Source organism: Acinetobacter junii (assembly GCF_018336855.1).
Lineage (GTDB): Bacteria > Pseudomonadota > Gammaproteobacteria > Pseudomonadales > Moraxellaceae > Acinetobacter > Acinetobacter junii.
Genome location: NZ_CP059558.1, coordinates 2,629,323 through 2,654,494, shown reverse-complemented (window position 1 = coordinate 2,654,494; position 25,172 = coordinate 2,629,323). Strand labels below are relative to the sequence as shown.

Annotated in this window: 21 protein-coding genes; 15 read left to right on the top strand and 6 right to left on the bottom strand. The window is 39.2% G+C overall.

Annotated features, from left to right (window positions below; all coding sequences use genetic code 11):
* Positions 1-37 precede the first annotated feature (37 nt).
* Positions 38-355: an Asp-tRNA(Asn)/Glu-tRNA(Gln) amidotransferase subunit GatC gene (gene gatC, locus H2677_RS12210; protein ID WP_004908649.1), complete on the bottom strand. Its 318-nt coding sequence runs from the start codon at positions 353-355 to the stop codon at positions 38-40.
* A 133-nt stretch (positions 356-488) separates the two neighbouring features.
* Here gatC and H2677_RS12205 point away from each other — a divergent pair, with 133 nt between their 5' ends.
* The 6 genes from H2677_RS12205 (at position 489) to H2677_RS12180 (ending at position 5,246) form a co-directional block, all read left to right on the top strand.
* Positions 489-1,529 carry a rod shape-determining protein gene (locus tag H2677_RS12205; RefSeq protein ID WP_004908648.1) on the top strand — a complete coding sequence of 347 codons (1,041 nt, stop codon included), beginning with the start codon at positions 489-491 and terminating at the stop codon, positions 1,527-1,529.
* 17 nt (positions 1,530-1,546) lie between these two features.
* Positions 1,547-2,404, top strand: coding sequence for a rod shape-determining protein MreC (mreC, locus tag H2677_RS12200; protein ID WP_004908644.1), 858 nt, complete (start codon positions 1,547-1,549; stop codon positions 2,402-2,404).
* The gene (gene mreD / locus H2677_RS12195) at positions 2,391-2,882 is read left to right on the top strand and encodes a rod shape-determining protein MreD (RefSeq protein ID WP_004908641.1); all 492 of its coding nucleotides are present in this window, start codon (positions 2,391-2,393) and stop codon (positions 2,880-2,882) included. Before mreC ends, mreD begins: the two co-directional genes overlap by 14 nt.
* Positions 2,870-3,436, top strand: a complete 567-nt coding sequence (locus tag H2677_RS12190) for a Maf family nucleotide pyrophosphatase (protein ID WP_212638653.1) — start codon at positions 2,870-2,872, stop codon at positions 3,434-3,436. The genes mreD and H2677_RS12190 overlap by 13 nt, the downstream gene beginning before the upstream one ends.
* Positions 3,437-3,481: 45 nt before the next feature.
* On the top strand, positions 3,482-4,936 hold the full coding sequence (rng, locus tag H2677_RS12185) for a ribonuclease G (protein ID WP_004908637.1): 1,455 nt from the start codon (positions 3,482-3,484) through the stop codon (positions 4,934-4,936).
* 136 nt (positions 4,937-5,072) lie between these two features.
* The gene (locus H2677_RS12180; RefSeq protein ID WP_004775299.1) at positions 5,073-5,246 is read left to right on the top strand and encodes a PA1571 family protein; all 174 of its coding nucleotides are present in this window, start codon (positions 5,073-5,075) and stop codon (positions 5,244-5,246) included.
* A 33-nt stretch (positions 5,247-5,279) separates the two neighbouring features.
* Here H2677_RS12180 and H2677_RS12175 read toward each other — a convergent pair whose 3' ends face one another.
* Positions 5,280-6,665, bottom strand: coding sequence for a WS/DGAT/MGAT family O-acyltransferase (locus tag H2677_RS12175; RefSeq protein WP_212638652.1), 1,386 nt, complete (start codon positions 6,663-6,665; stop codon positions 5,280-5,282).
* 183 nt (positions 6,666-6,848) lie between these two features.
* Positions 6,849-7,580: a phosphoadenylyl-sulfate reductase gene (locus H2677_RS12170; RefSeq protein ID WP_199955616.1), complete on the bottom strand. Its 732-nt coding sequence runs from the start codon at positions 7,578-7,580 to the stop codon at positions 6,849-6,851.
* 171 nt (positions 7,581-7,751) lie between these two features.
* Here H2677_RS12170 and thrH point away from each other — a divergent pair, with 171 nt between their 5' ends.
* Positions 7,752-8,369 (top strand): bifunctional phosphoserine phosphatase/homoserine phosphotransferase ThrH, encoded by a 618-nt coding sequence (gene thrH, locus H2677_RS12165; RefSeq protein ID WP_004908629.1) that lies wholly within the window; start codon positions 7,752-7,754, stop codon positions 8,367-8,369.
* Positions 8,370-8,457: 88 nt separating this feature from the next.
* Here the strand turns inward: thrH and H2677_RS12160 are convergent, their stop codons facing one another.
* Entirely contained in the window at positions 8,458-9,687 is a 1,230-nt protein-coding gene (locus H2677_RS12160) for an OmpP1/FadL family transporter (RefSeq protein ID WP_212638651.1), read from the bottom strand.
* A 258-nt stretch (positions 9,688-9,945) separates the two neighbouring features.
* Positions 9,946-11,445, bottom strand: coding sequence for an outer membrane protein transport protein (locus H2677_RS12155; protein ID WP_004950657.1), 1,500 nt, complete (start codon positions 11,443-11,445; stop codon positions 9,946-9,948).
* 490 nt (positions 11,446-11,935) lie between these two features.
* On the opposite strand from H2677_RS12155, the gene kdpA reads away from it, so the two are divergent.
* Genes kdpA through H2677_RS12130 form a run of 5 tightly spaced genes read left to right on the top strand, consistent with a single transcriptional unit; the run spans position 11,936 to position 19,655 of the window.
* Positions 11,936-13,639 (top strand): potassium-transporting ATPase subunit KdpA, encoded by a 1,704-nt coding sequence (gene kdpA, locus H2677_RS12150; RefSeq protein ID WP_212638650.1) that lies wholly within the window; start codon positions 11,936-11,938, stop codon positions 13,637-13,639.
* A 13-nt stretch (positions 13,640-13,652) separates the two neighbouring features.
* Complete coding sequence (kdpB, locus tag H2677_RS12145) at positions 13,653-15,662, top strand: potassium-transporting ATPase subunit KdpB (RefSeq protein ID WP_212638649.1); 2,010 nt, start codon at positions 13,653-13,655, stop codon at positions 15,660-15,662.
* 9 nt (positions 15,663-15,671) lie between these two features.
* Positions 15,672-16,283, top strand: coding sequence for a potassium-transporting ATPase subunit KdpC (gene kdpC, locus H2677_RS12140; protein ID WP_212638648.1), 612 nt, complete (start codon positions 15,672-15,674; stop codon positions 16,281-16,283).
* A 13-nt stretch (positions 16,284-16,296) separates the two neighbouring features.
* A complete protein-coding gene (locus H2677_RS12135; RefSeq protein ID WP_212638647.1) occupies positions 16,297-18,939 on the top strand; it encodes a sensor histidine kinase in 2,643 nt (880 codons plus the stop codon).
* A gap of 11 nt (positions 18,940-18,950) precedes the next feature.
* Positions 18,951-19,655 carry a response regulator gene (locus H2677_RS12130; protein ID WP_212638646.1) on the top strand — a complete coding sequence of 235 codons (705 nt, stop codon included), beginning with the start codon at positions 18,951-18,953 and terminating at the stop codon, positions 19,653-19,655.
* 59 nt (positions 19,656-19,714) lie between these two features.
* On the opposite strand, the gene H2677_RS12125 is transcribed toward H2677_RS12130, so the two are convergent.
* The gene (locus H2677_RS12125) at positions 19,715-21,175 is read right to left on the bottom strand and encodes a coniferyl aldehyde dehydrogenase (protein WP_212638645.1); all 1,461 of its coding nucleotides are present in this window, start codon (positions 21,173-21,175) and stop codon (positions 19,715-19,717) included.
* Positions 21,176-21,814: 639 nt separating this feature from the next.
* On the opposite strand from H2677_RS12125, the gene H2677_RS12120 reads away from it, so the two are divergent.
* From H2677_RS12120 to H2677_RS12110, 3 genes are all read left to right on the top strand, one after another.
* Positions 21,815-23,152 (top strand): CitMHS family transporter, encoded by a 1,338-nt coding sequence (locus tag H2677_RS12120; RefSeq protein WP_004908617.1) that lies wholly within the window; start codon positions 21,815-21,817, stop codon positions 23,150-23,152.
* Between the two features lie 142 nt (positions 23,153-23,294).
* Positions 23,295-24,404: a porin gene (locus tag H2677_RS12115; protein WP_212638644.1), complete on the top strand. Its 1,110-nt coding sequence runs from the start codon at positions 23,295-23,297 to the stop codon at positions 24,402-24,404.
* A 194-nt stretch (positions 24,405-24,598) separates the two neighbouring features.
* Positions 24,599-25,159 carry a phosphatase PAP2 family protein gene (locus H2677_RS12110; RefSeq protein WP_004963780.1) on the top strand — a complete coding sequence of 187 codons (561 nt, stop codon included), beginning with the start codon at positions 24,599-24,601 and terminating at the stop codon, positions 25,157-25,159.
* Positions 25,160-25,172 lie beyond the last annotated feature (13 nt).

The following is a 25,172-nucleotide window of genomic DNA, read 5'->3' as shown; positions in this document are numbered from 1 at the left end:
CATTCTAAATATAAAATATGAGTTAATTGAATAGAAATTATTCAATTACGCGAGGGACAAGGTATAGACCTGCTTCTGTAGCAGGGGCTACAGCCTGATATTCATCACGATGATTCGTTTCGGTGACCACATCGGCACGTAAAGGCTGAGGATTGTCAAATGGGCTCTTTAAAGGCTCAACATTATCGGTATTAATGCCTTTTAAGCTTTCCATCATACCAAGGATTTTATTTAAACTTTCAGCATATTCAGTAGATTGCGAGTCGCTTAGTGATAAGCGAGCAAGGTGCGCGATTGCTGAAACGGTCTGTGCATTTAAGTCCGTTGTCTGCTGAGCATCAGATGATGTAGACATAACTTTACCTAATTCAGTATCAAAAAATTGCAAAATATCGTGCGTTATAATAAGCGATTGACTTGTTCAAAGCATCACATTTCGTTAAAGTTGCCACCTTGCATCCATACAAAGTTTAATTGAGAACGCCCCCGTGATTCTAAAACGACTAATTGGCCTGTTTTCGCCGGATTTAGCCATTGATTTAGGTACTGCAAATACACTTATTTATGCACCAGGCCGTGGCATTATATTAAATGAACCAACTGTGGTGGCAATTCGCCATAGCGGTTCGCAAAAAATTGTTGCTGCTGTAGGTCTTGATGCTAAACAAATGTTAGGTCGTACACCAGCGAATATATCAGCAATTCGTCCTATGAAAGACGGTGTAATTGCTGATTTCGAAGTAACTGAAACCATGTTGAATCAGTTCATCGGCAAAGTACATGAAAAGCGTTTGTTCCCACCTGCGCCACGTGTTGTGGTGTGTGTGCCATGCAAATCAACTTTAGTTGAGCGTCGTGCGATCCGTGAAGCAGTATTTAATGCCGGTGCTCGCGATGTACGTTTGATCGAAGAGCCAATGGCGGCAGCGATCGGTGCAGGTATGCCAGTTGAACAAGCATGTGGCTCGATGGTCGTGGATGTAGGTGGTGGTACCACTGAAATCGCAATTATCTCACTACAAGGTTGCGTCTACGCAGATTCACTTCGTATCGGTGGCGATGTATTTGATGAACAAATCATTAATTATGTTCGTAAAGCACATGGTTGTGTGATTGGGGAAACAACGGCTGAAGTCATCAAGAAAGAAGTCGGCATGGCTGTAACAGATGGCAAAACACTTGAAATCGAAGTACGTGGTCGTAACTTGGCTGAAGGTGTACCTCGTGCTATCACTGTAACTTCTGATGAAATTACCCAAGCGATTGCTGATCCATTACAAAGCATTGTAAGTGCAGTTAAATCAGCTCTTGAACAGACACCTCCTGAACTTTCTTCGGATATCGCAGAGCGTGGTATCGTGTTGACTGGTGGTGGTGCATTGCTTCGCAACTTAGATAAGCTTCTTGCTCAAGAAACTGGTCTTCCTGTTGTTGTTGCAGAAGATCCTTTAACTTGCGTGACACGTGGTGGCGGTAAAGTTTTAGAATTCTTTGATAATCCAAACCATGACATGCTTTTTGTTGGCTAAATCATAAGGACTAGGCGGTGCAACCGAATCTTTTTTCAAGACAACCGCCATCTTTTCGCTCATTTGTCATTGCGGTAATTACATGCTTGGTTGTGCTGTTCTTTGACTGGCGCATGCCTTATGTGATTCAACCTGCAAGGGATGTCTTGTATGCCGCGTATAATCCAATTTATGCGCTGGCAAGCTATCCTGTACTGTCGAGAGAATGGCTTAACCAACAAACCAAATCTGAAGCCCAATTGCGCCGTGAAAACACCGCAATGCAAGCTGAACTTCTACAAGCTCAAGTTCGATTACAGAAACTATCTGAACTCTCTGCGGAAAATAACCGTTTAAGAGGGCTTTTGGATACGCCATTAATTATTGATGGGCGTATGCAGATTGCAGAAGTGATTGGAACAGATGCTGATCCATTACGTCACATTATTATTATCAACCGTGGTTCTGTTGATCATCTAAAAGTTGGACAAACAGTTTTGGATGATAAAGGGATTATGGGGCAGTTGGTTGATGTCTATCCGCATAGTTCACGCGTCATGTTGCTTTCCGATAAAGAACATTCATTGTCTGTTCGCTTAGAGCGTACGGGGATGCGAGCGATCGTTTCTGGTAAAGGCGATTTGGGTCAACTCAAAATGGATTATGTCCCAACCAGTGCCAATATTAAAATCGGGGATAAGGTCTTTAGTTCAGGTTTAGGTGAACACTTTCCTGCGGGTTATTTAGTTGGAACAGTGTCTAAAGTGAGTCGGCATACATCGGGTGAATTCGCTGAGATTGGTGTTCAACCAGCAGCACAATTGGCCAGTGGTCATCACGTCGTGATTCTGTTTTCAGAGTCTTTAGCGAAGGAGCAACCTTATGCCGATCGCTAGACTAAATTATGAGAAACGAAAAGATCCACTTTGGATGATCATTATTTCGATTTTGATTGGATCAGTACTGCTCATCTATCCAATTTCATACGAAGCAGCGGGTTGGCGCCCGCCAATCATGATGATGATCATGTTGTTTTGGATTCTTTATCAGCCTGTATGGTGTGGGGTGTGGTTTGCATTTGCAATAGGGATTTTTACTGATCTATTGCTCGATGCACCATTGGGATTGAACGCACTTAGTTTTGTGTTCATTACGTTTGGAACACGTTATTTTATTCGCGAAAGACGTATTCTCACTTTTGGCAATTCATGGGTAATTGCGATACTTGCGATTATCGCGCATTTGTTGTTTTTATGGATTAGTCAGACTATTTCAGGTACTCATTTCTCAATTGCTCGTCATTGGCAACCTATTTTGACGACAACTTTGGCATGGCCTGTTGTGTATTACTGTTTACATAAATGGCGAATATAATTCTTGCATCAAGCTCGCCTCGACGGCAGGAGCTGTTAACACAACTGGGCTTGGACTTTAAGGTTCATAGTCCTGATGTGGATGAGACGGTTTATCCTGATGAAAGCGTTGAGTGTTATGTTGAACGCTTGGCTCGTGAAAAAGCCCAAGCTGTTTTAACTCTGTATCCTGATGCAATTGTGATCGCTGCTGATACCAGTTTGAGTTTTGCAGGTAAAATTATTGGTAAGCCTGATTCAAAACAGCATGCTTTTGAGATTTGGACTCAGTTATCAGGTCAATGGCATGACGTATATTCAGGCATATGTGTTGCATCTCGATCTAAAATGTTAAGTGACGTGGTACGTACTCAGGTTGAGTTTATGCAGCTTAGCTCAAGCGCAATGGAAGCGTATTGGGAAACTGGTGAGCCTATAGGTAAAGCAGGGGCATATGCCATTCAAGGTATTGCTGCGCGATTTATCCCTCAAATAAGAGGGAGTTATAGCAATGTTGTGGGCTTGCCTTTACATGAGACAGCACAGTTATTAGAAAGCGTTAAGGCATTTGGCTAATACACTTTCGGGTATAAGAATTTTTATAAAAGTTTTGAGTTGGTTATGGCAGAAGAATTGCTGATTAACGTTACGCCGATGGAATGTCGTGTAGCTTTAATTGAAAACGGTACAGTAAACGAGTTATTTGTCGAACGTACTGTGAAACGTGGTCTCGTGGGGAATATCTATAAAGGTAAAGTTGTGCGTGTGTTACCAGGCATGCAAGCTGCTTTTGTGGATATTGGTTTATCTCGTACAGCATTTCTACATATCAACGACATGGTTTGGCCGCGTTCACAGCCTACGCCAAATGTTTTCGAGCTTTTGCATCCTGGGCAGACCCTTACTGTTCAAGTGATGAAAGATATGTTGGGGACTAAAGGCGCACGCCTGAGCACAGACCTTTCAATACCTTCACGTTATTTGGTTTTGATGCCATATGGAAATCATATTGGTGTATCGCAACGCATTGAACAAGAAGAAGAGCGTGATCGTTTACGCGGTATAATTGAGCATATTCAGACTGAACATAAACTACCCGGTAGTGTGATTGTACGAACCGCAGCAGAAGGTGTCGATGAAGCCTCAATTGCTCAGGATATGTGTTATCTGAGTAAATTATGGGAATTTATTCAACGCAAACAAAAAGAAGTTTCTACACCAGAGCTGATATTCGAAGAACTCCCTCTACCTCAACGTATTGTTCGTGATTTAGCTAGCGATGAAACTGCCAAGATATATGTCGATTCACGGGAAATTCATGGCAAGTTGAGTGAATTTGTCCATGAGTTTGTGCCTTCTATTGAAAACCGCTTAATCCATTATCCTGGTGAAAAACCGTTATTTGATTTATATAACGTTGAAGAAGACATCCAAAAAGCATTACAGACGCGTGTCGCATTGAAGTCTGGTGGTTATTTGATGATTGACCAGACGGAAGCGATGACCACGATCGATGTAAATACTGGGTCGTATGTAGGTGGTCGTAGTTTAGAAGACACTGTATTTAAAACCAATATGGAAGCAACACAGGTGATCGCACGCCAACTTCGTTTGCGGAATCTGGGTGGTATCATCATTATTGATTTTATTGACATGCAAGAAGCCGAGCATCGTGCCGAAGTCATGCGACAGTTTGAAAAAATGCTAGAGCGCGACCATGCTAAAACCAAAATTACTCAGGTTTCTGAGCTTGGTTTGGTTGAAATGACGCGTAAAAGAACACGCGAATCTTTAGAACATTTGCTTTGTGAATCCTGCCCAACTTGTCAGGGGCGTGGATATGTGAAAACAGCAGAGACAGTGTGTTACGAAATATTTCGAGAAATTTTGCGTTATGCGCGTGCTTTTGATTCGAAGAGTGGCTTTACTGTTGTTGCACATCCAGCCGTGATTGATCGACTTTTAACAGCAGAAGCCCCAGCCGTCGCGGATTTAGAGCATTTTGTGAACCGCGTCATAAAATTCCAAGTTGAAAATTTATATACGCAAGAGCAATACGATATCATTTTAAGCTAAAGTTGTAACAAGATTTCGCTTAATCCTTGTTACAACTGAAATTTTACTTTCTATCACGAATTTTAAATACTAGAACCATAAGATTAGCCATAGGCATCTTCGGATGTCTTAGCCAACGATAATGAGGTCTATAATTATGAATGTGAGTGAAAGATTAGTGAACCACGGTTTTAAACATGTTTTGGATAGTAACCCAGTAAATACATGTTACATGGTGGATAGCCAAGGTAAAGAAGTGCAGATCACAACTGCGATGATTCGATCAGCCTGCCATCAGCTTTTACAGCGTTGCAGAACGATTAAAAAATAAGGGGCAATTTAAAGCCCCTTAATTTTTTCAGGTTTAACCTTCAGTTGCCTGTTTAGGCAAACTCAAAATTGCGCTTTCAAAGCGTTGAATTTCGTCTTCTAGATGAGTCAGTAAGTTTTGCATTTTAGGTAATGCATTACGGCAAGCAATTAAACCTACTTCTAATTTATCTAAATAACTGGTCATTGTGATATTTAACGCCTGACCATCCATCACAATTGATGCTGGATAAAGTGCATCAAGCTTTGCTCCATTCCAATACAAAGGTTCACGTGGACCAGGTACATTGGAAATCACAAGGTTAAATGCTTGGCGTTTAGGCAACATACCCGAAACAATATTGAGTCCTGCTGGACCATATACAAGCGCACTATAATTCAAAATTTCATTAGCAGTCATACGGCTAAAACGTTGTTTAGAGTTTTGCACGCTACGACGAATGATTTTCAGACGCTCGATAGGATCTTCAATGTGTGTTGCTAGATTTGCCAAAATCATGGTGATGCGGTTACTTACATCAGAATCATCTGTACGCAGTGAGGCTGGAACCATTGCGATAAGCGGTTTCTTTGGTAAGCTTTCATGGCTAATTAGGTATTCACGTAAAGCACCAGCACAGACTGCTAATACAACGTCATTGATCGTCACACCTAATGATTTAGCAATATTACGGAAACGATCAAGCTCAAAAGATTGAGCTGCAAAACGACGTGAAGAACTGACACGTTGGTTTAAAATCGAAGGTGGTGCTTGGAATGTTGAAACGTAATCTGGATTTTTACCAATTTCTTTGAAGATGGTTTGTGAAAGCTCTTGCATGACTTTCGGCGTTACTTCAAGTTGTGACTTGATACCATCCATAATGCCTTTAATTTTACTAACAGATGGTGGTTTTGGTGCTTTTAAACGTTTTGTACGTTTACCCTCAACACACCACAAAGGCACTACATGCTTTTCATTTGGATCTTTAGATAATGATTTTTCAATTAGACGCATACCCGCTACGCCATCGACCATCGCATGGTGGATTTTGAAATACATTGCAAAGCGATTGCCTTCAATGCCTTCAATAATATCACATGTCCAAAGTGGCTTAGCGCGATCAATCAATGAGCTATGCTGTTGTGAAATATAAACCAGTAATTCACGAATACGGCCAGGGTTGGGTAGGGCGATATGGCGGAAATGGTGGTCAATATCAAACTCTGGATCTTCTCCCCAAAAAAGACCATTGAGCTGATTATTGAACGGTGGCACAGGAATGCTTTTCGATTGACGAATATCTTGAACTAAGTCATGTACAAAAGTAGGTGACGCATTTTCTGGAATCTCAAATAGAAAAAGACCGCCAACATGCATTGGCTGTTGTCGTTTTTCTAGAGATAGAAAAATGAAATCAATAGGGTGTAATGGGCGCATAGCAGATATAGCCTCTCATTGCATTTTTTCTAAGATACTCTTGGAGCTCTTAATTAGAATTATTGAACCGTTAAACGAAGTATATACGGTTTGTTCTGGTTAAAATATGACTTTGTACACAGTAGTCAATAAAAATAAAACCACTGATGAATCAGTGGTTTTAGTTATTAATCTCGTGATTTTTTATTTTTTGAGATTGCCTGCATGAAGCCCGCATTCTTTGTGGGTCGCTTCTTCCCACCACCAACGACCTTCACGTTCGTGTTGGTTCGGGAGAACTGCGCGTGTGCATGGCTCACAACCGATGGAAATAAAACCACGTTCATGTAGTGGGTTGTATGGAATTTCCATCATGCGGATGTAACTCCACACATCGGTACTTGACCAGTTTGCAAGTGGGTTGTATTTAATAAGTTGTTTACCTTCACCTGAGAATCCAACGTCAGCTTGAACTACAGGTACATCACTACGTGTCGGGCTTTGATCTTTACGCTGCCCTGTAATCCAACCATCTAAAGTCGCTAATTTTTTGCGTAGAGGTTGTACCTTACGTACACCGCAGCATTCTTGATGACCATCTTCAAAAAAGCTAAAGAGCCCTTTTTCATTGACCAATTGTTGCACTGCAGCAGATTCGGGAAAACAAATTTCAATATTGATATTATAGTGTTTACGGACTGTTTCGATGAATTGGTAGGTCTCTGCGTGCAAACGGCCCGTATCTAAACTGAAAACACGAAAAGGTTTGCCAATTCGAGATGCGATGTCAATGAGAACTACATCTTCTGCACCTGAAAATGAAATAGCAATTTCACCTTCTTGATTTAAGGCTAATTCTAAAATTTCTCTTGGTGATTTATCTGCATATTCAGCAGCGAGCGCATCTACATGGTCAATAGTCGGAATAACAGTCATGAATGTTCCTGGCGATAGGCTTGGGCACAATTGTAAATCATTCTAAGCAAAACCGTTTGCTTGCTTTCGACTTTAATCTTGCAGAATAAAATCGTTTTCTTCAACAACAGCGCAAAAGTGAAAATGTTAATGGTATGATACAGCAATTTTTAACCAACATTGGAAGCATTCATGGAAATCGTATGCCTAGATCTTGAAGGGGTGTTAGTTCCGGAAATCTGGATTAATTTTGCAAAAAAAACAGGGATTAAAGAGCTCGAGGCGACTACACGTGATATTCCAGATTACGATGTCTTAATGACTCAACGTTTAAACATCCTAAAAGAGCACGGTTTAGGATTAAATGATATTCAAGAAGTGATCGCAGACATGGGGCCTTTTGAAGGTGCTAAAGAGTTTGTTGAATGGGTACGCACACACTTTCAATTGATTATTCTGTCAGATACATTCTATGAGTTTGCACATCCATTGATGAAGCAGTTAGGCTGGCCGACAATTTTCTGTCATAAGCTTGAGACAGATGAAAATGGCATGATTACGGCTTATAAATTACGTCAACCTGATCAAAAGCGTCAGGCTGTAAAAGCATTACATGGTTTGAATTTCCGTGTGATTGCAGCTGGTGATTCTTATAATGATACGACAATGCTTGGTGAAGCTGATCACGGTTTCCTGTTCGATGCACCAGCAAATGTGATTGCTGAATTCCCACAATTTCCACCACTTCATGGTTATGAAGCATTGAAACAGGCGATTCGTTCTGTATCACAACGTAATATCCCTGAATAATCGATTTCCCTCAACTATCTTTTGAATATGTTGTGGAACATTAAAAATAAAAGGCGCTTAAATAGCGCCTTTTATCTTGAATAAATAATTAAAATTTATAACCAATTTTCATACCGTAAGCGATGGCATCATTATTCTCAAATTCAGCCACATAATTCGGTGTATCAAACTGAGAGCCTGATTGTGCTTTGGCATCACCCAACCAAAAATATTTTACTCCACCAGCAATAAAGTAGTTGGGAGCAGGGCTATATTGGATACCTAAACCAATATTCCAATATCCTTCTGTTGGTCCTAATGTGGTCACAGGGTTACCTGCACCTGAGTCCCAACCAATCGATACATTACCTGCCCAATGATCATTCACTTTACGACCTACACCAGCAGTAATTGAGTATTGATCTTCTGTATAGGCTACTAGATCAAAACCATCTTTTTTACCTGTTGCTGCAACAATTGGTGGTAATACAGAAGCGGCACCGAATTTGTAAGGGCGAATCGCAAAATCTTTCCAATTCACCCAACGTAGGTTGGCGAATGCCACTGTATTTTCCATAATGCCTGTCTGGAAATCAAAGTTCACTGATTGAGGTGTGGTGATTTCAGTTGTGCCTTCAGAATTATTAATTTTATTTAAAATAGCATCAAAACCAGCATTACCCGTCATTCCCGCAATACCATGATTTTCATAAGCATTCATCTCATGCTTGATTTTAGCGCGGTAAGTGATCGAGGCTTTGAGAGCGATTTCGGGGATTTGATATGCTGCACCTGCTAACCACCCTACGGCCTCATCTTTACCTGTTTTAAAGTCATAGCCACTATAAGCGCTATAACTCGTTCCACGTAATAGGACTGTACTGTCAAGTGTTTGGTAAACTGCGCCAGCATAAAGATTCCAGTTTTGGTTAGGTTGAAAACCAAATAATAAATTTAAATTTTCAGTATCAACAGTAACTGATGTACCACCTTTGAATGGTAGGGGGCGACTTTCAATGAAATTACTTTTTCCTATATATTCTGCATCAGCACCATAGGGTTGATCATAAATTAGTCCGACTGAGAGTTGTTCAGTGGCTTGAATCTTTAATGCAGCATGTGGAGAGTAGTAATGATTTGCCATATTACCAGTATTGTTTTGAGAGGTATCCTGACCTGTAACATTTGGATCAAGTACTGTTAGACCTGCTTCAAAATAATTATTGGGTTGTAGGAAGGGTGCAATCGACTGACCAGAGCGGTCAAGTGCAGCTGCAAATGTTGAACCTGCTGGAACCGTACACAAAAGAATAGCTTTAGTAATAGCATGAAGCTTCATTAAAAATGTCTCGTATTTCAAGATGGAACTAGAAAGGAGCGCAAAGTAACATAATTTTTTTCAATGCAAATATTCTACAAATGTCAATAAATGAACTGCTAAAGTCATGAAAGATGCTTGAGTTAAATAATTAATTTTGATTGTATTTTTATAGATAATATTTTACTGATTTATTTTTTCTATATTTGTATTTACGTGATAATGGTAGGTATAAAAAAGACCATCACTCGGATGGTCTTTTTGTTTATAGATTTTTGATTAGAAGCGGTAGCCCATTTTTAGACCGTAAGCGATTGCTTTATTGTCTTCGAATTTAGCCACGTAATCATTACTACCTGCTTGAGCACCAGTTTGAGCATCTGCATCACCTAACCAGAAGTATTTAACACCACCAGAGATGAATGTTGCAGGAGTAGGGCTATATTGAACGCCAAAACCAACGTTCCAGTAACCTTCAGTAGGGCCAAGTGTTGTTACAGGATTACCTGCGCCAGAATCCCAACCTACAGAAACGTTACCAGCCCATTTGTCATTTAATTTACGACCAACACCAGCATTTACAGACCATTGATCTTCAGAATATTCAACAAGATTGAAGCCATCAGGACGTCCTACAGCAGCTCCAACTTCTTTCGAAAGAAGACCAAATTTATATGGTTGGATTGAGAAGTCTTTCCAGTTCACCCAGCGAACGTTTGCAAAAGCCACAGTATCCGCCATGATGCCAGTTTGTAGGTCTAGGTTTACAGACTGTGGTGTAGTAATTTTTGTGCGTTCTGTACTGTTATTGATTACATCAATAGCATCACCACGACCTAAAAGTGCTAAAGCAGGCAAAGTAGGAAGTTCTTCATTTACTTTTACTTTGTGATCGATTTCAGAGCGATAAGTGATCGCAGCTCTTAATGCGATTTCAGGAATTTGATAAGCAGCACCCGCTAACCAACCTGTACCTGTTGTTTCTTTAATGTCAGCATCGTAGCCGTTATAGATACTATAAGCTTGACCACGAAGACTTACTTTACCTTTAACTGTTTGAAGTACAGGGCCTGCATAGAAGTTAAAGTTTTTATTTGGTTGGAAGCCAAAAATAAACGATAAGTTTTGTGAGTCAACTTCAACAGTTGTGTTGCCTTTACCTAATAGACCATTAACTTGTTGCAAGCCTTGATCAACTAAATTTGTTACACCTTGCTTAACAGCGGTATCAATTTGTGTTTTTACAGCTGGGTTGTTGTTATAAGCATTTAATGTATTTACAAACTGTTGTTGACCTGCTGGTGTTGTTAAATCAACACCTTGTGCTGTTAAAGCAGCACCAACACGTTGTTGCGCTGATAGGTTATTAAATTGAGTGTCGATAGTTGATTGGCGAATAACATCTAAACGATCTTGAGCCAAGATGGTATCAGTCGGGCTTGAAACAAAAACGTTATTGCCGTGGTAAGCCGCATCTGCACCAAATGGTTGATCGTAAATTAAACCAAAAGAAATATTGTCAGTTAGTTGAAGCTTTAATGCAGCGTTAGGGAACATGTAGTCATCGCCCATGTCGCCAATTTTGCGTTGAGTAGTAGAATCCCCAGCTTCTTTACCTTCAACTGTTGGATCTAGAACCGAAAGACCAGCTTCAAAATAATTACCTGGTTGGAAAAAAGCTGACATTGATTGACCTGAGCGGTCTAAAGCTGCTGCAAAAACTCCAGTTGCAGGTAGCGTCGCTAAGATCATGGCAGTGCTAAGATGTTTTAATTTCATTTTAAATCTTTCCTTGAATTTCAAGATTTTCTAAGTAAAGAAGCTATGATTGGCACGCCAAACTGATTATTAAATGTATTTGGCTATAACTTCATGTAACAAAAATACCATAATTAGAATAAGAGTAAATGTTCTAAATGAACTATCCAGTACGAATGATTGCATGAAAATGGATAAAAAAAATGCTATAAATAATTATATACATATGTGTTTTTATTGATAATATGATGAAATATATAAAGTATTAGTTTGAATTTTCGTACTCAAATAATTGCATTTTTGCAAAAAAAAATTTTTATTAGGTCAAAGATTTTTTGTAAAAAATTAGATTCTATCTACATAATTTGTCATATATGTGCAATTTCTCTGATCAAATAATTTTTCATATAAATTTTACAGAAAATTTACGCGGTTCACTTTTTCTAACATAGAGAATTTACGCAGTCAATTTCCATACTAGTGCTGACTTATTTTTTTAATGGCATGTGCTATGTGGGAATTTATTTCCGTATTTATCCTTGCATTGGTTTTAGCCTATCCATTAGGACGCTATCTTGCAGATGTGATGCAAGCTCAACCAATGAGAAGCGATCGTTTCTTTAAATGGATCGAACAACCAATTTATTCCATTTTGAACGTGAAACAAGTGGGTATGAATTGGCGACAATATCTTGGTGCATTTATCCTCAGTAATCTTTTGTTGTTGGGTATAAGTATAGCGATCTTGATGACGCAAGCTTGGTTACCGTTGAATCCAGATCGTATTCCAAATATGAATTGGGATTTAGCAGTACACACAACGATTTCATTTCTAACCAATACCAATCAGCAGCATTATTCAGGACAAGCTCAATTGTCTTATCTGTCGCAAATGACAGTGATTGTTGGTTTGCAATATTTATCTCCAATTATGGGTTTGGCTTTACTAACAGCCATGTTAAGAGCTTTATTTTTACAGCCCAAAGATCAAGCTTTGGAAAATATTGAACCCAAAAATGCGTCACAAATTAATCTTGGAAATTATTGGATGGATATGATCCGACCACTGTTCCGATTCTTTATTCCTTTGGGTTTAGTTTTTTCTCTATTACTGACTTTTCAAGGTGTGCCATCGACACTTTCTGCTAGTCCAACCGCGCAAGTTTTAGATCGAAGCACCGAAGTACAGACACAACATATTACACTTGGACCCGTTGCACCGATGGTGGCGATAAAGCAATTAGGTAGTAATGGTGGTGGTTGGTATGGTCCAAACAGTAGTGTGCCTTTAGAAAATCCAACGCCATTATCCAATGTGCTGGAGATGCTTGCGATCTTACTGATCCCAATGTCGGTTGTGTTTATGCTAGGTCGTTTTGTGCAACGCAAAAAATTAATGTGGATGATTTTGGGCACGATGTTGTGGATGTCATTGGCTTCTTCTTTATTCACTTTATGGGCTGAAAAATCCTCCTTGATTCCTAATGTTGCATTAATGGAAGGTAAAGAAGTTCGTTTTGGAGCTGAAGCTTCTGCTTTGTGGGGAAGTTTAACCACACAGGTAAATAATGGTTCGGTCAATATGATGCATGACTCAGCTTCACCATTAACGGGTTTGGTTGAGCTATGCAATATGCTGATCAATGCCATTTGGGGGGGGATTGGTTGTGGTTTATTACAGTTCTTTATTTATCTATTTTTAGCTGTATTTATTGCAGGTTTGATGACAGGTCGTACGCCAGAATTATTTGGACGAAAAATTGAAGTCACTGAAATTAAGTTATTGGCATTGGTCATTCTATTACAACCAGTGGTAATTCTTGGTTTAACTGCTATCGCCATCGCTTTCCCATCTTTAACAGGAAATTCAAACCCTGCATCGCATGCTATTAGCCAAGTCTTTTATGAATATGTGTCTGCGTTTGCCAATAATGGTTCTGGTTTTGAAGGCTTAGCCGACAACACTATATGGTGGAATCTAAGCACCAGTGTTGCGTTATTAGCAGGTCGTTATAGCGTACTGATCATTCCAGTTTTAATTGCAGTCAGCCTAGCAACTAAACCTAAAGCAGATGAGACCAAGGGTTCATTACAGATTGAGTCGCCTACATTTGCACTGACTTTAATCGGAATTGTACTGATTTTAACGCTATTGCAATTTATGCCAGTGTTGGTGATTGGACCAATTGCTGATTATTTATCTGTAAAGATCTAGTGGAGCAAGTATCATGAATCACTCTAATGCGACACAAATGGATATCTTGAATAAAGAAATTATTCAGCAAACCTTTTATAAATTATTACCGCAGCATGCTTTTAAAAATCCTGTAATGGCATGTGTATGGATTGGAACAGTGTTAACCATCGTGGCAACGTTGATGGGGAGTACCAGTTTTGGATTTGGTATTTTACTGAGCTTGATCTTATTGGTAACCGTTTTGTTTGCCAATTATGCAGAAGCAGTAGCAGAAGCCAAAGGACGTGGACAGGCATCTTCTTTACGCCAAGCCCGTGAAAACTTAATGGCAAATAAAATTGCTGATTTGAATGCTACAGCAACGGTGATTTCTGCAAATTTATTAAAAAGAGATGATTTGGTGATCATTAAAGCAGGTGAAATTGTGCCTGCTGATGGTGAAATTATTCAAGGTTTTGCCACCATTAATGAGTCGGCGGTGACAGGTGAGTCTGCACCTGTATTACGTGAAGCCAATACGGATCGGTCAGGTGTGATTGGTGGTACCAAAGTTCTATCTGATCAAATTATTGTTCGTGTCAGTAATGAGGCAGGCAATAGTTTTTTAGATCGAATGATCGCTTTGGTTGAAGGTGCAAACCGTCAAAAAACACCGAATGAAATTGCGCTGAGTATCTTACTCAATATCATGACCATTACTTTTATTGTTGTGGTTGCCACATTGCCGTTTATTGGTTCTATGGTGGGGATCAAAATCAGTCTGGTGATGTTGATTGCATTATTGGTCTGTCTCATTCCAACAACAATTGGTGGTTTGTTGCCTGCGATTGGGATTGCAGGGATGAACAGAGCCTTAAAAGCCAATGTATTGGCGAAGTCAGGTAAGGCAGTTGAGGTTGCTGGTGATATTGATGTATTGCTGTTGGATAAAACAGGCACAATAACCTATGGTGATCGCCAAGCGACCGCTTTTTACCCATTGGCTGGTGTGAGTCCAAGTGAATTACGCCAAGCAGCAATGCTCACGTCTTTTGCTGACCCAACGCCTGAAGGTAAATCGGTCGTGAGTTTAGGTAAAGAAATGGGTGAAAGTATCCGTGAACCTAAAGACGCAGAATTTATTCAGTTTAGCGCTTCAACACGGTTATCTGGTGTTGATTTAGCGACAGGGCAAAAGATTCGCAAAGGTGCAGTAGATGCTATTCTAAAATTTACTCAGCTAGAGATTAAAGACAATATTGAGCTGAAAACTCGTGTAGAACAAGTCGCGTCTAAAGGCGCAACGCCATTGGTTGTTGCATCGAATCATACAATTTTAGGTGTGATTGAATTGTCGGATGTGATTAAACAAGGAATTAAAGAACGCTTTGCATTGTTACGAGAGATGGGGATTAAAACCATCATGGTAACAGGGGATAATCCTTTGACTGCTGCCGCAATTGCCGCTGAAGCAGGTGTAGATGATTATATTGCTGAAGCTCGACCTGAAGATAAGTTAGCCTGTATTCGTAAAGAACAAGCCGCAGGAAAATTGGTCGCGATGGTTGGCGATGGAACCAATGATGCACCCGCTTTGGCACAAGCAGATATTGGTTTGGCAATGAACTCAGGAACGCAAGCTGCAAAAGAAGCTGGAAATATGGTCGATCTAGATTCTGATCCAACCAAACTGCTTGATGTAGTAGAAATTGGCAAGCAGCAGTTGATTACTCGAGGCGCTTTAACCACATTTTCTTTAGCAAATGATGTGTCTAAATACTTTGTGATTTTACCTGCATTGTTCGCCGTTGCGATTCCTCAGCTTGATGTCTTGAATATTTTACAGTTGAGTAGTCCAAGTAGTGCGGTGATTTCTGCATTGATTTTTAATGCGCTGATCATTCCGATGTTGATTCCTTTAGCGCTGAAAGGGGTGCAATTTAAACCTGCCAGTGCCTTACAGCTATTGCGTCGTAATATGCTGATCTATGGCGTAGGGGGCGTGGTTTTTCCGTTTATTGCGATCAAATTGATTGACCTTGTTGTGTCGTTGTGGATTTAGGAGTACATCATGAATACATTAGAAAATCTTCCCTTATCGACTGAAGCACAATCCATTTTTCGATCTAGTCTAGGTTTAGTGCTGGTTGGGTTCTTGATCGCAGGCGTATTGTATTGCAGTGTGAGTGTATCTTTGGCTCAATTGTTATTTCCAAAACAGGCCAATGGTAGTGTCATCGAGTTAAATGGAAAAATTGTCGGGTCAAGCTTGGTGGGACAGAACTTTGTGAGTGAACAATATTTCCATAGTCGTCCGAGTGCTGTGAATTATAATGTGGATGGCATGGCAGGAAGTAACTTGGCGGTTTCTAATCCTGAATTGCAAAAGAAAATTAAAGAAAGAACCTTGCAGTTTGCTCAAAACAATCAAATTCTTGAGCAACACGTACCACCAGAGATGATCACTGCATCGGGTAGTGGGATTGATCCAGATATTTCACCTGAAAGTGCACTATTACAAGTGAAACGTGTGGCACAACAACGTGCATTATCCGAGCAGAAAGTGAGAGATTTAGTGCAACAACAGATTCAACCTGTTCAATTGGGCTTGTATGGGCAGGCGCGAGTCAATGTGCTTCAGCTCAACATCGCTTTAGATCAATTGTCATCAAGTTCACGTTGATAGAGCTGAGCCTATGCAGATCGACCGAAATAACAAAGCAGATGCATGGTTGGCACATAGCCAACGTGAACAATCTGGACGTTTAACCATTTTCTTGGGTGCAGCACCTGGTGTGGGCAAAACCTTTGCCATGTTGTCGAGAGCACATGAGTTGATGCGACAAGGTCATCATGTGCTGGTGGGTGTGGTCGAAACGCATGGTCGAGCTGATACAGAAGCTTTGATTCAAGGGCTGAATGTTGTTCCTAAAAAGACTGTTGAATATCAAGATCGATTTTTAGATGAAATGGATCTTGATCAAATTCTGAAATTAAAACCTGAAATTGTTTTGGTTGATGAACTCGCACATCGAAACGTACCAAATAGTCGTCATAAATATCGTTGGCAAGATGTGAATGAACTATTAGATGCGGGTATTGATGTGTATAGCACATTGAATATTCAGCATCTCGAAAGTTTGAATGATGTGGTCTATCAAATTACGGGCATTCGGGTAACAGAAACGGTGCCTGATGCATTATTAAAAAGATTAAAAGATATTCGCTTGGTTGATCTTCCTGTACCTGAACTATTGGAGCGTATGAATCATGGCAAAATTTATTTAGCGGATGTCGCTCTACATGCCTTGCAAGGCTTTTTTAAGCCAGCCAATCTTATTGCTTTACGAGACCTTGCGATTCAAACAGTTGCAGGGCAGGTGGATATTGATTATCGGGAGAAATTTGTAGCTCAGGGACAAATTATTCCGATTCAAAATCATGTCATGTTAGCCATCGATGGAACTGAATTTTCTGAAGATTTGGTCAGACGAGCACATCGGATCGCTGAAAGGAGGAATGCAACTTGGAGTGTGATTTCAATTCAAAAAAGCAAGATTGAAAACACGCAAACTTTTGCTGTCACTAAAGCATTTAATTTGGCACGTAAGTTAGGTGCAGATACCTATTTATTGTATAGCAATCAAATCGCAGCAACGATTTTACAGGCTGCTTATGATTATGGCGCATCTAATATTTTATTGGGTAAGAGCGCTAAAAAATCTTTATGGCAACGTTTATCTTCAGATCATATTGCTGATCAGCTTTTAGAAAAACAACATCCTTTTGAGATTACTTTTGTTCAGCCTTTAAAGTCTAAGTCACAGGAGTTAAAAAACTCACTACTTGATATGGCTCAGTCTGAGCAGAAATTTAGTGTTGACCATAAAGAATTATTAGAAAGTTCATTCATTATTTTATTGGGATTGATGATTGCTGCGATCAGTGACCGATTTATTGGATATAGTGATTTAGCATTAATCTTTATTGTCACGGTCTTGCTTGTCGCAATTCGAGCAAAAATGTTGATTACGCTCGCTAGCGTATTTATTTGTTTTTTACTCTATAACTACTTTTTTATTGAACCACGCTTCACATTTATGATTAGTGCTGAACGCGGTGTGATTACAATTATTACTTTTATTATTTCAGCACTTTTGGTCGGGCGCTTAGCAAATCAGTTGCGTGCTCAGGTTTTGAGTTTACGTGCTGCCAATTCAGCTTCACTACAATTACAGGAATTAGAAAGAAAGTTATCCAGCTGTGTGGATATTCAACAAGTTCTAAATATAGCTACGCAACACTTAGAAAGCTCATTAAACGCATATGTATGGCTGAGAGTTGGTTCTCAAGTTTCTGGTGAAATCTCGATTCTAAATGACAAAGATCAAATCGCGGCAGATTGGGCTCAAAAAAATGCAAAACCTTGTGGACGTTTTACCAATACTTTAACGCAGACAGAGTGGTGGTTTAATCCACTGAATCTTGTCGAGAATCATGGGGTTATTGCCATTCGCTTTCGGGACCATCCACAGGCACTCAGTTTTGAACTACAGCGTTTGACTGAGTTGATGATCGAAGATATTGCGCAAACATTGTCTCGTGTACAGTTATCTTTGCAATTGGAAAATTCAAGAGTTGTAGCTGAAACGGAAAAGCTTCGTTCAGCTTTATTGTCTTCAGTTTCCCACGATTTACGTTCGCCGTTGGCGGCAATGATTGGCTCAGCAGACACGCTTAAATATTATGGCGAACAAATGCCTGAGATAGATCGGCATGAATTATTAGATACCATTCATATAGAAGGTGAGCGCTTAGATCGCTATATTCAAAATCTTTTGGATATGACTCGTCTAGGTCATCAAGGTTTGACTTTAAGTCGTGCTTGGATTGGTGTCAATGAGTTAATTACTTCTGCAACTGAACGTTTAAAACGATATCAACCTTATGTAAGCATTAAGACCACATGTGCTGAGGATCTTCCTCAGTTATATGTACATCCCGCTTTAATTGAACAAGCTATTTTTAACGTTTTAGAAAATGCAGCCAAATTCTCTCCAGATAATGTGCCGATAGAGGTGAACATTCAGCAGGTTGAGAGCTATTTACAGATCGAGATAGAAGATCAAGGTATCGGCATTCCTGAAAATGAACGAGAACAGATTTTTGATATGTTTTATACCATGCAAAGAGGTGATCGGGGTAAGACAGGAACAGGGCTTGGCCTTTCGATCGTAAAAGCGATCATCGGTGCGCACATGGGAAGTATAGAGGCTCAGAGTGGCAGACATGGTCATGGCACAGTTATTCGAATACGATTACCACTACATCAGGATTAAATACAGTTTTTATGCCGCAATTACTCAACTCAGACATGGCGATTCTCATTATTGATGATGAACCACAAATTCGAAAATTTTTGGATATTGCTTTGCGGGCGCAAGGTTATCGAGTGCAAGTTGCTGAAAATGGTATGAAGGGTTTAGAGATTTTAGCTACACGAGGTGCTGATCTTTTGATTCTGGATTTGGGGTTGCCTGATATGGATGGCCATGACGTACTTAAAGAATTGCGTCAGTGGTCTGATGTTCCAGTTATTGTGCTTTCTGCTCGACCTGATGAAAACCAAAAAATTAAATTACTGGATGCGGGGGCAAATGATTACGTTACCAAGCCTTTCAGTATTCAGGAACTCTGCGCGCGTATGCGTGTCTTGTTTCGTAATAAAGCGCCAACATCAGAGCAGAAGACGGTGTTTAACGATGGGAAACTGTTTGTTGATATTGCGGAACATATAGTTCGAGTTGAAAATGAAGAAATTATTCTAACTAAAAAAGAAATACAGCTTTTAGCATTACTGATTCGCCACCAAGGAAAGATTGTTACCCAAAAACAAATCATGGCTGAGCTATGGGGTGTCAGCCACGAAGAGGATACTCACTATCTCCGAATTTTAGTTAAAAAATTGCGTACTAAAATAGGTGATTCAGCACTCACGCCATCTTATATTTTTACAATTGCAGGCGTTGGATTACGTTTTTTAGATCCAAACTAAGGAAATAACCTGTTCATTCAGTTAAAAAAAGAGAGTTTTAAACTCTCTTTTTTTCAATTTTATTTGAGATTTGGATCGCCCTTTTTCAAAAAGAAATGCAAAGCGAGTTTTTGTACCCAAGTTCCGTAGGGTGGATAGAATAATTGGGTTGGGAAAAAGCGCTGACGGGTAAAAATAGTTTTTGCATGCGAAAGCTCTCGGAAACCTTCAACACCATGATAAGTTCCCATACCTGAGTTACCGATACCACCAAAAGGAGCATCATGGTTGACTACATGCCAACCCCAATCATTGATCGTCACACCACCTGAATGAGTTTGTTTTAAAATATAGTCACGTTCATTGGCATCATGGGTAAAGCAATACAGTGCTAATGGGCGTTCACCCACTTTGATGTAGGTAATCGCATCATCAATCGTATCGTATGCAACGACTGGTAAGATGGGACCAAATAATTCTTCCTTGAGAATGCGCATATCTGCTGTGCAATTCAATACGAGATGTACAGGCATACGACGAGCATCACGTTCTGGATGATATTCACCACATACAATAACCTCAGCACCTTTAGCCTTTGCATCCTCAAGTATCTCAAGCAGTCTTTTTAAATGACGATCATTGACGATGGAGGTGTAATTGCTATTTTCATCAATTGTGTTGCCATACATAGATGTGAAATGTGATTTACATTTTTCAGCAAACGCAATTACTTTTTCTTTTGGAACAAGTGCATAATCTGGTGCTACACAAATTTGCCCACAGTTGGTCGCTTTCCCATGCAGGATACGCATGGCAGCATCAGCTAATGGATAATGACGACTCACTAATGCTGGTGATTTACCGCCTAGTTCTAAGGTGACTGGGGTTAAATTCTCTGCCGCAGCACGCATCACCACACGACCGATCGCGGGTGACCCTGTGAAAACGATATGATTGAAAGGCAGGGTCGTGAATAGCGAAGGATCGGTAATTTCCTCGCCAAAAATAGCGACTTCATCTTCACTAAAAACTTCAGCAAGCATGCGTTTCATAACAGCATTGGTTGCAGGTGTGATTTCAGGTAATTTAATCATGACCCGATTGCCAGCAGCCAAGGCTGCCACCAATGGTCCTAAAGCCAAGTAAACAGGGAAATTCCAAGGTACAACAACACCGACCACACCTTTAGGTTGGTATTGGACTCTTAGTCGATTTGATAAAAAAAGTAATTCAGTGCTTCGTTTGCTTGGACGCATCCATTTTCTTAGATGGCGGATCGCATGTTCAGCCTCTAGAACAGAACCAAGTAAATCGAGCAGTTTTGATTCATCGATTGATCGAGAACTAAAGTCAGTATTAATGGCTTCGGCGATGACATCTTGATAACGAATAATTTGCTTTTTTAGCTTAAATAATTTGCTACGTCTTGAATCTAAATCGGGATATGGAAGAGCATTAAATGCGGAACGTTGTTGGTTGAAGATGTTAAAAAGTTGCTCATGGGCAGTATCGCGGTGTCCCTGAGATTCATAAAGATTCATTTTTTGTTCCTTCCATGCGTTATGTCTTTGTTTTATATCGTTTAGGATCAAACTATCTATGATTATAATTAAAATTATGATTTTAGACAGTATTCTTTTTTTGATTGTAATGTTATTCGTTAGAATGTTTTTTGAGGATTGTTTTAAATAATATTTTTATTATAAAAAAATAGATTTTTAATAAATAAATCTATTTTGGATTTTTATTATTTTTTCGGGTGTTAAATAAAATAATTGTTTGAATATTAATCTGGTCTCGGTTGGGTGTTATTTATTCATTATATGTGTTTTTCTAATTAGGTTTATTTGTTTTAATTGTTATATTAATAAAATAGTTAAAAAATAACCAATATTTGCACTATTATATTGCATAGATGTGGTAAATATATAGTATTTTTAAATATTATTTTTACCAATTTTTTATCACTTGGTTGTATTTGTTTTCATGTAAAATTATTAAAATCAATAACTTGTTTTTGATTTTTGATATTATATGTTTTTTGTTTATTTTTCATGTGAATGTATTTGTTGATTGTTATAATAAAATTAAATGAATTATTTTGATTTCTATCGCATAGAATCTCGGCTGGGTTAGGAGTTAACCAGTCACAATATTAATTATGCTAAGGATTGCTTAAAATGCTTACTTTTTTAGGTATTAGCATGATCATGTGCTTTATGTATTTGATCATGTCAAAACGTCTTAGTGCGTTAGTTGCATTAATTTTAATCCCATTCTTATTTGCAATTATTGCATGGGGATTGGGTTTTTATTTTGAAAGTCTTAGTCATATTCAATTAGCCGAGCTCGGCAATACCATGTTAGATGGTATTAAAAAACTTGCACCAACGGGCGTAATGCTTCTTTTTGCAATCCTTTATTTTGCATTGATGATTGATACAGGGTTGTTTGACCCATCGGTTAGATGGATTCTGAAGAAAGTCAAAGGTGATCCACTCAAAATTACCCTAGGAACTGTTTTTCTAACCTTATTGGTTTCCTTAGATGGTGATGGTTCCACGACCTACATGATCTGTGTTGCAGCCATGATGCCACTATATAAACGTGTTGGCATGAATCCACTCATTATGACTTGTTTGATGTTGTTGTGTAGTGGCGTTATGAATCTTACGCCGTGGGGTGGTCCAACAGCACGTGCCGCAAGCGCGTTGCAAGTGGATGCAAGTGAAGTATTCATTCCAATGATTCCCTCGATGATCGTTGCGGCTGCTTGGTTATTTTTCTTGGCTTATTTGTATGGCATGTACGAACGTAAGCGTTTAGGTGTTATTGAGCTGGTAGATATTAGTCATGCTGATGATATCTCGATCTCAAAAGACCCAGATGCGCAACGTCCACATTTACGCTGGTTCAACGGTATTTTAACCTTGTTGTTGATGGCATCTTTGGTGAAAGGGATTTTACCGATGTCGATCTTATTCATGCTTGGTTTCTGTATTGCTTTGGTTGTGAATTACCCATGCGTAAATATGCAGAAAAAGCGTATCGCGATGCATGCAGATAGTGTGCTTGCAGTCGTGGGTGTGATTTTTGCGGCGGGCGTATTTACGGGCATCTTATCGGGTACAGGTATGGTTGAAGCGATGTCGAAAGGCTTCGTCGCGATTATTCCACCAAGTATGGGGCCTTATCTTGCACCGATTACAGGTGTATTGAGTATGCCACTCACATTCTTTATGTCAAATGATGCTTTTTACTTCGGTGTGCTACCGATTTTAGCTGAAGCGGCTTCGCATTATGGTATTCCACCTGTTGAGATTGCGCGCGCATCGATTATTGGTCAGCCGATACACTTATTATCACCACTTGTTCCTTCAACTTATTTGTTGTGTGGTTTGGCAGCTGTGGAATTGGCAGATCATCAAAAATTCACTTTGAAATGGGCATTTATTACCTGTTGCGTATTGATGGGTAGTGCTTTGATTTTCGGTGTTTTCCCTTTTTATCATATGTAATTAAATTCTCGGAAAACTCATGTGTTGATTGAAATACATGAGTTTTCTCAAGTACTCACAATTCTTTTTTAAATCATAATTTTGCTGATATCAGCGAAATATGGGTTCTTTTTGTATTTTTTAGATGGTTAGGATGACTAGAATGAAGATGAAAATTGTATGTGCAGCGATCTTAAGTGTTGTCACTAGTTCAACATTTGCAGCACCAAAACTCTATGGTGAGATAGATGCAAGTTTAGATTATTTACCAGAAAATAATGCTAACTCATCTGATCGCGATGTATGGAAAATTAATAGCAATAGTTCATTTTTAGGCATTAAAGGCGAAGAAAAATTATCTGATCGTTTGAGCGCTGTCTATTTAGCAGAGTGGGCATTTTATGCTGATGGCGACAAGACTGATTGGTCTCAAAGAAATCGTTATATTGGTTTAAAAGATCAGCGTTTAGGAACTATTAAAGTCGGTAAGCATAATACTCCGCTCAAAGAGTTATCTAGTCCTGTCGATAGTTTTAATAACTATATAAGTAATAAAGCCGATATCACAGGCATTATGACAGGAGAAAATCGTGTCAATAATGTGGTGGTGTACGACTCTCCAGAGCTAGCTTTTCAAGGCGGTAATATTGAAGCCAGTGTTTTGTTGGCTACAGGTGAGAGTCGAGGTATTGAAGATGATAAACGCGGTGGTGTAAATACGGCTGGACGTGGATTAGGGGATGCATGGTCTGCTTCTTTGAGTTATAGCCATCCTTTATTTTTACTTGGCGTTGGTTATGACAAAGCTATTCCAAGTGATTTTTTGGGACACGGTTTATTAAATGCAAAAGATACAGAAACCAATGTAGATGAGGTTTTTGCAGCGGCAAATACATTGCGATTAATCGGTCGAATCACACCTGTTGAGGGATTGATGATCAAAGCGCTTTATCAAACTTCTGAGGTTGAAAATAAACTTGGAAATGATGAAGCTGCTGCAAATATTGATGATTCTAATGGTTGGTTGATTGGTGCTGAGTACAAAGTACCAAATTATGCCAATTGGACAGTCAAAGCACAGTACAGTCAGAATTCAACTTCATTTAAAACAGAACAGGCAGATTTTGATGCTCAGCAAATGTTGTTGGGTTTAGATTATGCTTTCAACAAACAAGTTAAAGTCTACGGATATACAGGTTACTCAACTTTTGAACAGGCTGATGCTAAGGATAAGCAACCTGTTGTGGGTACTGGCTTAGAATTTAAATTTTAAATCGATAAGACATTCTTGCAAATAGTTCTAAATGCTTCTATTTGCAAGAATAATTCTCAGTTACAAAATAAGTTTTTGATATCAATAATAATGTGAATAGTAAAGTATAATGATTTCATCATTCTTTCATCTTACTTGCCTACATTAAAACGAGTTTCTTTGTGATAGATATCAAGACCGTGGATAAACATAATATGATCTTTGAGGAAACAAATATTTATTTGTTTCATAGTATCAATTCACTCGCGACCCAATTCCCTATCATAGACAAGATCGCAGTTTTTTTAGCGGATGATCTAAATACTGTTTTTATCAGTTTGCTGGTTTTGATGCTGGTTCTAAAATGGAAAACACATCATCTAATCTTTGCTAAAACCTTATTTATAGTGCTTATCTCTTTGATATTAAGTGACTTAATCGAATATTTTTATCATCATCCACGTCCATTTCAGTTGGATTTAGGACATAAGCTGATAGGGCATGGCTTGAGTTCATCTTTTCCTAGTCAGCATACGCTAACCGTTGTCATTATTGCATTTGCTTATCTACTTGCTGGATTTAAGACAATTGGAATTATTGGCTTGTTCGTCAGTCTGGTTGTTGGTTTATCTAGAATTTATGTCGGTGTTCATTTTCCATTTGATGTGGTTGGTTCGTTTTTAATCGGCTTTTTACTGGTTGTTTTTAGCAACTATATGTTGAAAGAAATGAGCTTGCGTATAAGACGAATGAGGCTACAGCAGTTGTTTGATTAAATAGAAAATGCGA

Bases quoted from the DNA above. Each gene is read 5' to 3' on its own strand.
- H2677_RS12115 (WP_212638644.1), top strand. From the start codon at position 23,295: ATGAAGATGAAAATTGTATGTGCAGCGATCTTAAGTGTTGTCACTAGT.
- H2677_RS12190 (WP_212638653.1), top strand. From the start codon at position 2,870: ATGGCGAATATAATTCTTGCATCAAGCTCGCCTCGACGGCAGGAGCTG.
- mreD (WP_004908641.1), top strand. From the start codon at position 2,391: ATGCCGATCGCTAGACTAAATTATGAGAAACGAAAAGATCCACTTTGG.
- thrH (WP_004908629.1), top strand. From the start codon at position 7,752: ATGGAAATCGTATGCCTAGATCTTGAAGGGGTGTTAGTTCCGGAAATC.
- kdpC (WP_212638648.1), top strand. From the start codon at position 15,672: ATGAATACATTAGAAAATCTTCCCTTATCGACTGAAGCACAATCCATT.
- H2677_RS12160 (WP_212638651.1), bottom strand. From the start codon at position 9,687: ATGAAGCTTCATGCTATTACTAAAGCTATTCTTTTGTGTACGGTTCCA.
- kdpA (WP_212638650.1), top strand. From the start codon at position 11,936: ATGTGGGAATTTATTTCCGTATTTATCCTTGCATTGGTTTTAGCCTAT.
- H2677_RS12135 (WP_212638647.1), top strand. From the start codon at position 16,297: ATGCAGATCGACCGAAATAACAAAGCAGATGCATGGTTGGCACATAGC.
- H2677_RS12170 (WP_199955616.1), bottom strand. From the start codon at position 7,580: ATGACTGTTATTCCGACTATTGACCATGTAGATGCGCTCGCTGCTGAA.
- H2677_RS12110 (WP_004963780.1), top strand. From the start codon at position 24,599: ATGATCTTTGAGGAAACAAATATTTATTTGTTTCATAGTATCAATTCA.
- H2677_RS12180 (WP_004775299.1), top strand. From the start codon at position 5,073: ATGAATGTGAGTGAAAGATTAGTGAACCACGGTTTTAAACATGTTTTG.
- H2677_RS12175 (WP_212638652.1), bottom strand. From the start codon at position 6,665: ATGCGCCCATTACACCCTATTGATTTCATTTTTCTATCTCTAGAAAAA.
- rng (WP_004908637.1), top strand. From the start codon at position 3,482: ATGGCAGAAGAATTGCTGATTAACGTTACGCCGATGGAATGTCGTGTA.
- gatC (WP_004908649.1), bottom strand. From the start codon at position 355: ATGTCTACATCATCTGATGCTCAGCAGACAACGGACTTAAATGCACAG.
- kdpB (WP_212638649.1), top strand. From the start codon at position 13,653: ATGAATCACTCTAATGCGACACAAATGGATATCTTGAATAAAGAAATT.
- H2677_RS12130 (WP_212638646.1), top strand. From the start codon at position 18,951: ATGCCGCAATTACTCAACTCAGACATGGCGATTCTCATTATTGATGAT.
- H2677_RS12125 (WP_212638645.1), bottom strand. From the start codon at position 21,175: ATGAATCTTTATGAATCTCAGGGACACCGCGATACTGCCCATGAGCAA.
- H2677_RS12155 (WP_004950657.1), bottom strand. From the start codon at position 11,445: ATGAAATTAAAACATCTTAGCACTGCCATGATCTTAGCGACGCTACCT.
- H2677_RS12120 (WP_004908617.1), top strand. From the start codon at position 21,815: ATGCTTACTTTTTTAGGTATTAGCATGATCATGTGCTTTATGTATTTG.